Source organism: Pseudoalteromonas sp. SG43-7 (assembly GCF_014164295.1).
Classification (GTDB): Bacteria; Pseudomonadota; Gammaproteobacteria; order Enterobacterales; family Alteromonadaceae; genus Pseudoalteromonas; species Pseudoalteromonas rhizosphaerae.
In genome coordinates this window covers 1-6,168 of sequence record NZ_JACJEY010000099.1, presented here as the reverse complement: position 1 = coordinate 6,168, position 6,168 = coordinate 1, and the positions used below count along the sequence as shown (strand labels likewise).

5 protein-coding genes are annotated in these 6,168 nt (G+C 38.0%); 3 read left to right on the top strand and 2 right to left on the bottom strand.

Annotation, left to right across the window (positions count from 1 at the left end; genetic code table 11):
- Both H5200_RS22525 and H5200_RS22520 read left to right on the top strand, forming a co-directional pair.
- Positions 1-1,705, top strand: a 1,705-nt coding sequence (locus H5200_RS22525) for a methyl-accepting chemotaxis protein (RefSeq protein WP_220497052.1), incomplete at its 5' end; no start/stop codon positions are given.
- Between the two features lie 296 nt (positions 1,706-2,001).
- A complete protein-coding gene (locus tag H5200_RS22520) occupies positions 2,002-3,360 on the top strand; it encodes a GGDEF domain-containing protein (protein ID WP_182739215.1) in 1,359 nt (452 codons plus the stop codon).
- A gap of 82 nt (positions 3,361-3,442) precedes the next feature.
- Here the strand turns inward: H5200_RS22520 and H5200_RS22515 are convergent, their stop codons facing one another.
- Both H5200_RS22515 and H5200_RS22510 read right to left on the bottom strand, forming a co-directional pair.
- Positions 3,443-4,270 carry a phytanoyl-CoA dioxygenase family protein gene (locus H5200_RS22515; RefSeq protein ID WP_182739214.1) on the bottom strand — a complete coding sequence of 276 codons (828 nt, stop codon included), beginning with the start codon at positions 4,268-4,270 and terminating at the stop codon, positions 3,443-3,445.
- Positions 4,271-4,385: 115 nt separating this feature from the next.
- A complete protein-coding gene (locus H5200_RS22510) occupies positions 4,386-5,279 on the bottom strand; it encodes a LysR family transcriptional regulator (protein WP_149980968.1) in 894 nt (297 codons plus the stop codon).
- Between the two features lie 91 nt (positions 5,280-5,370).
- Between H5200_RS22510 and H5200_RS22505 the strand changes: the two genes are divergently transcribed.
- Complete coding sequence (locus H5200_RS22505) at positions 5,371-6,066, top strand: DMT family transporter (RefSeq protein WP_182762714.1); 696 nt, start codon at positions 5,371-5,373, stop codon at positions 6,064-6,066.
- Positions 6,067-6,168 lie beyond the last annotated feature (102 nt).

Sequence of the window (6,168 nt, the reverse complement as noted above, 5' to 3'; positions counted from 1 at the left end):
TAAAGAGCGCTTTAATGCCACAATGCAATTTACTACAGATAGTAAAAACGATATCAGCGACCCCAAAATGAATGCTGTAATTGACCAAATATTACAGTTGATAAAAGAATATAATCAGGCGTTTGAGAGCGTTGTAGTATTAATGGATGATATACAAAAAAAACGTATACCTGCCCTCAGTCAATACGGTGAAGATGTGCGCCGTGAATTAGATTCAATTACCGACACGGCGTTTACTGATAACAGCCTGACCTCTTCGTATCAGGGCGCAAGTGCACTAAGTTCAATGCTAACTGGCCGTATTTTTGTACTTAAGTTTATTGGGTCGGTTAACAACAAAGACTACCAAGCTGCAATGAACTTTTTAGTCAACGATCTAAAAGGCGAGTTAGACACGCTCGATAGCAATCTACAAAATCCGCAAAGAAGAGCATCTCTTAAAAAAGCGATGCAAAGCTATAACTCATATATTAATCACCTTAAAGAACTTAATGAGCAGTTAATTAAGCAGAACGATATTTCACAAAATACCTTAGATATGATTGGCCCAAAAGTCGCGAATCTAATTGAAGACATTAAGTTGGAAATGCTGAGTAAGCAAACCGCTCTTGGCACTGAATTAAAAGAGGCGATTAGTTATAGCTTCTATTTTTTATTATCAATATCGATGCTTGCTATCGTTATCGGTATTGCGGCTGCAATGATGTTATCCCGTATTATTACCAAGCCAATTCATGAAGCAGTAGCAGCTGCAAATCAGCTAGCAAAAGGTCAACTTAATATAAATATACAAAACACTGCAAACGACGAAACAGGCCTGTTACTTAATGCTATTAGCAATACAGCAAATAATTTAAAAACAATGATCTCTACAATTACAAATGCAAGTAAAGAGCTTGAGTCTGCTTCACAAGAGCTTGCTGCGGTAACAGATCAAACCTCGCAAGGGATCCGCAATCAAGAATCTGAAACAGATATGGTTGCAACCGCTATGAATGAGATGACCATAACTGTGCGTGATGTAGCTAATAACGCAGCTCAAGCAGCCGATGCAGCAAATACTGCAAGTAACGAAGCCGTATTGGGTTACCAAGTTGTCAAAGAAACTATTTCCTCAATAAATAAACTTTCAAGTAATATTAATGATTCATCGTCCGAGTTAAGCGGTGTGCAACAATCTGTTGAGAGCATTAGCACGATATTAGATGTGATCAAAGCGATTGCCGAGCAAACTAACTTATTAGCCTTAAATGCTGCTATTGAAGCTGCCAGAGCTGGTGAGCAAGGTAGAGGCTTTGCAGTTGTTGCCGATGAAGTTCGTTCACTAGCATCTAGAACGCAAAATTCAACGGGTGAAATACATAATATAATCAAACAACTACAAACTGGCACAAATAGCACAGTGGCAACAATGGGTATAGGTAAAGAAAATGCCTTAGTATGTGTTACTCAATCTGAAAAAGCCAGTGCAGCACTTGAGTCAATTACAAATAGTATTTCAATCATAAACGACATGAATATACAAATAGCCAGCGCCGCAGAGCAACAAAGCTCTGTCGCCGAAAGCATTAATCAAAATGTTGTCAATGTGAAAACTATTTCTCAAGAAAACTCAGTTGCAGCAAGTCAAACTAAGAGTTCGAGTGAGGATATCGCCCGTTTAGCAACGCAATTAAATCAATTGATCGTTAAATTTACTGTTTAATGTCATTTTTATATGTAACTGTCTGGTGAAGATTAATTACCGCACAGTTACAGTGCCAGCCAAAATGACTTGTAGAGCTCCATAACCCTTTACCAAATATATAGTTAGCTTGAGCTTTGGTTTAAATATTTAATAACATGTTGATTAAAAATCAATATTCGTTTTACTCTCCAGCCAGAGATAGATTTATCATCAACAGATCAGAATAATTAATGCTTGCTGTGGTCATACTGAATAAGCTAGATTACGCGCTTTTTAAACTATACTTGAGGGACTATTAAGCAGTGAGGAACTTTATGTCGGTATTCAACTGGTACAATGCGTCAATAAAGCAAAAAATTGGTGGATTATTTGTTTTTTTATTAACGTTTTTGTTTTGTGTTATTGTTTTTTCGGCCTATAAAGTAAATCAAATAGAGCGTGAAATGCGCGTAGTGGCTTTTCTGGATATTCCGTTAAGTCAGTTAATGCAACAAGTGGAATTCATAGAGCTTGAACAACACCTGCAATTTGAGCAATTTCAACTAAAAAACAAAATTGATGATAAGCCGCTCAACCCACATCAACAATTTGCTTTTGAAAAACAAAAAATAAAACAATTGCTCGATAAAGCGGTAGCAATGATTAATCACTCATTAGCATTAAAAGAAGTCATATTACAGCCTGAAGCACATCAAAAAGTGGCCACCACAATTGAAAACTATACGCAAAAAAGTGACGAGTTCGAAAACTATTTAGAAAATGTTTACCAACAAAATCAACTTACTGAGCAAGCGCGGTTGCAAGTCGAAACAATGGCAACTGAGCTAGAAAGTGCAGAAAAGCAAATAATAGCGCAATTAAATAAATTAACCTCTGATGATGCGTATTACACAGATCAGCACGAAAAAGACTTTCTATTTGTCAGCAGCTTACTTGGTATATGCGCCATCATTCTCGGCTTGCTGTTAACGACCTTTATTATTCAAATTATTTTACGTCGTATTCAACGCATCCAATCTAATATCGAAACATTAAACTCTTCTGTTGAACACCATGAGTTACCTTTGGAACTTCAAAAAAAGATCAAAACTAAAGATGAGCTTGCAGCATTAGAACACGATATAAAAATTGTTATATCACGTTTGAATCAGGAAATGACTAGCCGTGAGGAAATTGAAAAACAATTAATAATATTAGCAACCCAAGATCGTTTAACCGGTGTATTTAACCGACACAAGTGGGAAGAACAAATAGAAAACCAGATCAATATGGCAGCACGAAGCGAATATCTATTTGCTTTAATAATATTGGATATTGATCACTTTAAACAAGTTAACGACCAATTTGGCCATCAAATAGGTGATAAGTTATTAAAACATCTTGCGACACAATTACAGCCACAAATACGCACCATGGATATGCTGTTTCGTATCGGTGGCGAAGAGTTTGCAATTATTTCCCCCACACAAGATAAGCAACAAGCCCATCAACTTGCAGAGCGATTACGAGTGTATATTAGCGAATTAGATGAAGTGAGCTTACCTAAAGTGACCGCAAGCTTTGGGGTAACATGTTATCAGGCAGATGACTCGAGTTCAGTTATTTTTAATCGCGCAGATAAAGCACTCTATGAGGCAAAAGCACAAGGTCGTAATTGTATCGTAGTCGCTTAACTTGTATTGGCTGTATTAGTTCAGAGCAAATTTATATATTTAGGCTGGCTTTACACACATGTAAATATCTATGTTGATACTGTTAACTGGCAAACTCAATACAATATTCCGCCGGCTCTATTCGTACTTGAGTTACATACAAATCATTGGGTAGCTGCACATTATTAGGCATATCAGCTGAATTAAGCGCGTTGAGGTTAGCCATTAACGCTTGACGCTTTTCGATCCACTCACTAGGAAAGCACGGATTATCAATAAAATGTGATACTGCTCTGAACTCAAAATAGATCGTTCTACGTATAGCTGAACCTTTCTGTCTTCCTGATGCATGAACCGTGTTTACATGGTGAATTACCACATCACCTGCATTGGCCGTAATATCCACACTTTGTAATTGTGCAATGGATAGCTGGCGCTTTAAATCACACACACTTGCTTGGCTACAATGAGACTGCGGGATCACTGTTAACGCCCCTTGCTGCGCTATTGCATCATCTAAATACACCCCCACGGTAAAAATAGGCTCTTGAGTCCTCACCGACATATCGCGGTGCCAATCAAATCCGCGTGCATCTAATGAATTTTTTATCACAAGTGACTCATAGCTAGGCAAAACAGCTTCGCCGATAATCGCTTCAACGTAACTCATTAGTTCGGTTTGCGCTAGCAGTTGAGCAAATTGTGGCTGAAATTGAAAAAGCTCATTAACGCGATAAACAAAAGGCTCATCTGCAGTTTGCATAACAGCAATATTATCCAATGGTAAACCGGCTACATAGTGTGACTGTGCTTGAGCAACCAGCTCATCACAAAAGTGCTGCAGTTTTGTGATTACACTTGGTTTAAGTACTTGTTTAATTTTTACAAAACCCTGCTGCTTAAACCGTTCAACCACTAAATTGGTTTGCATATTTAATATCTCCTTTTAATATACAGGTACTTAAATTTGTAGTCCGGCGCTATTAATAACTAAACAGGCTGTATTTCACTTGCCCAACAGTTCAGAAAAGTAATAAAAAAGCATACTAACCTTGCTCAAATCTAGCTAGCACATATTCGATGAATAATCTGACGCGCAATGGTATATGGTCACGATCCCGATATAACATAAATAAAGTGCGTGCCTTGCTTTGCCAATCAGGCAAAACATGCTGAAGCTCACCTTGAGCTATCATTGGTAATGCATAATAGTCAGGAATATAACCAATCCCCAAGCCTTTTTTAACCGCGTGTGTGAGCATTTGAATTTCATCAAGCTCTAAACGAATGCCCTTACTGGGTTGAAAATCATAAGCGTCATCATTTTGTTTATTTACTAATTGCCAAATAGACATCGGCTGGCAAATCACAGCGCTTTTTGCACATAAATCAGTGGGATGCTTAACACTGTCGGCCACCGTCTGCGAATTACTGCACAAAATAAAGTGAATATCTTTTAGTGGCCTCGCAATCCAATTATCAACCACCGTATTACCCACCCTAAACACCACATCCATTGCTTGCGCTTCAATATCAATTAAAGTATTCGAGAGCCTAATATCTAGTTGGATCTCAGGATATTGCAGTAAAAAATCATAAAAAATATCCCTTAAAAATTGCGAGCCGGCATTAATAGGTGCACTGATTATGATCTTACCTTTCGGTTGATTCTTCTCGATATGAAGATCATCATTAATGCCATCTAACTCAGCAAACAATGCACTCGAACGTTGGTAATACAGCTCCCCCATATGGGTCAGCGATACGCGATGAGCATCACGGTTTAACAACCTAAGCTGTAAATCATCTTCAAGTTGTCGAATACGACGGCTCAATGTTGATAAAGGCACTGATAAAGCCAGTGCAGCATCTTTAAAACTTTTTAAATGGGCAACAATACAAAAATAGCGTAAATCGTCTAGTGAATATCTATATTTCATTTTTGGAATCTACCCTCTTATTTTTGCTTGTTTATCCACATTATGGAAAGTAATACACTTGCCGCAACTTTTCAACATCTCTGGATTGCTGATGAACTTCTCAGCCAACACAAAGGCTATTTTACTCTTGTTATTATGTGCATTTTTTTGGGGAAGTTGTTTTCCTATTGGTAAACATGCATTAAATCAAGTACACGCACTGACTTTAGTATTTTGGCGCTTTAGTATTGCCGCAATCTGCTTGGCTATCTACTTAAAAATAATTAACAGTGCAAAACCGAGTTTAACGTTCAACCAATGGGCTTGGGTGATTATTGTTAGTGCTGTTGGCGTAGGTGGCTTAAACCTCGGTTTATTTACCGGGCTGGAACATACCAGTGCCGCAAACGGCTCGTTAATAATGGCGCTGAGCCCACTTGCAACCTCATTAATAAGCTCAGTTGCAAAGCGCTCAATGCCTACTGCAGCACAATGTTTTAGCTTAATCGTTAGCCTATCAGGTGTATTATTAGTTATCACCAATGGCGACTTAGCCGTGCTTTTGAATATGCAAATCAATGCCGGCGACAAAATGATCTTTTTAGGTATGTTAGCTTGGAGTTCATACACTTACTTTAGCCAAGGTATCAATCAGTACATGCCTGTATTGCCTTATACTTTTGTTAGTATGCTAAGTGGTGCAACAATCATTAGCTTAATGTGTTTAGTGACCGCCAATGTACACCCGCTTAGCGAACTCAGTAATAGCTCAATGGTAGGTATTATCCTAAGGGATCCCCAAAAATAATTATTAAGTTTCAATTACATCACTCACATCCATATTTTTCCAATCGATTTGCACTACTACCTGTACGAAATAGGCTAGTCCTTCCAAATAATCTCGCCGTCG

What these genes read in the sequence shown, in the direction of transcription:
- H5200_RS22520 (WP_182739215.1), top strand. Translation starts at nt 2,002, where the DNA reads ATGTCGGTATTCAACTGGTACAATGCGTCAATAAAGCAAAAAATTGGT.
- H5200_RS22510 (WP_149980968.1), bottom strand. Translation starts at nt 5,279, where the DNA reads ATGAAATATAGATATTCACTAGACGATTTACGCTATTTTTGTATTGTT.
- H5200_RS22505 (WP_182762714.1), top strand. Translation starts at nt 5,371, where the DNA reads ATGAACTTCTCAGCCAACACAAAGGCTATTTTACTCTTGTTATTATGT.
- H5200_RS22515 (WP_182739214.1), bottom strand. Translation starts at nt 4,270, where the DNA reads ATGCAAACCAATTTAGTGGTTGAACGGTTTAAGCAGCAGGGTTTTGTA.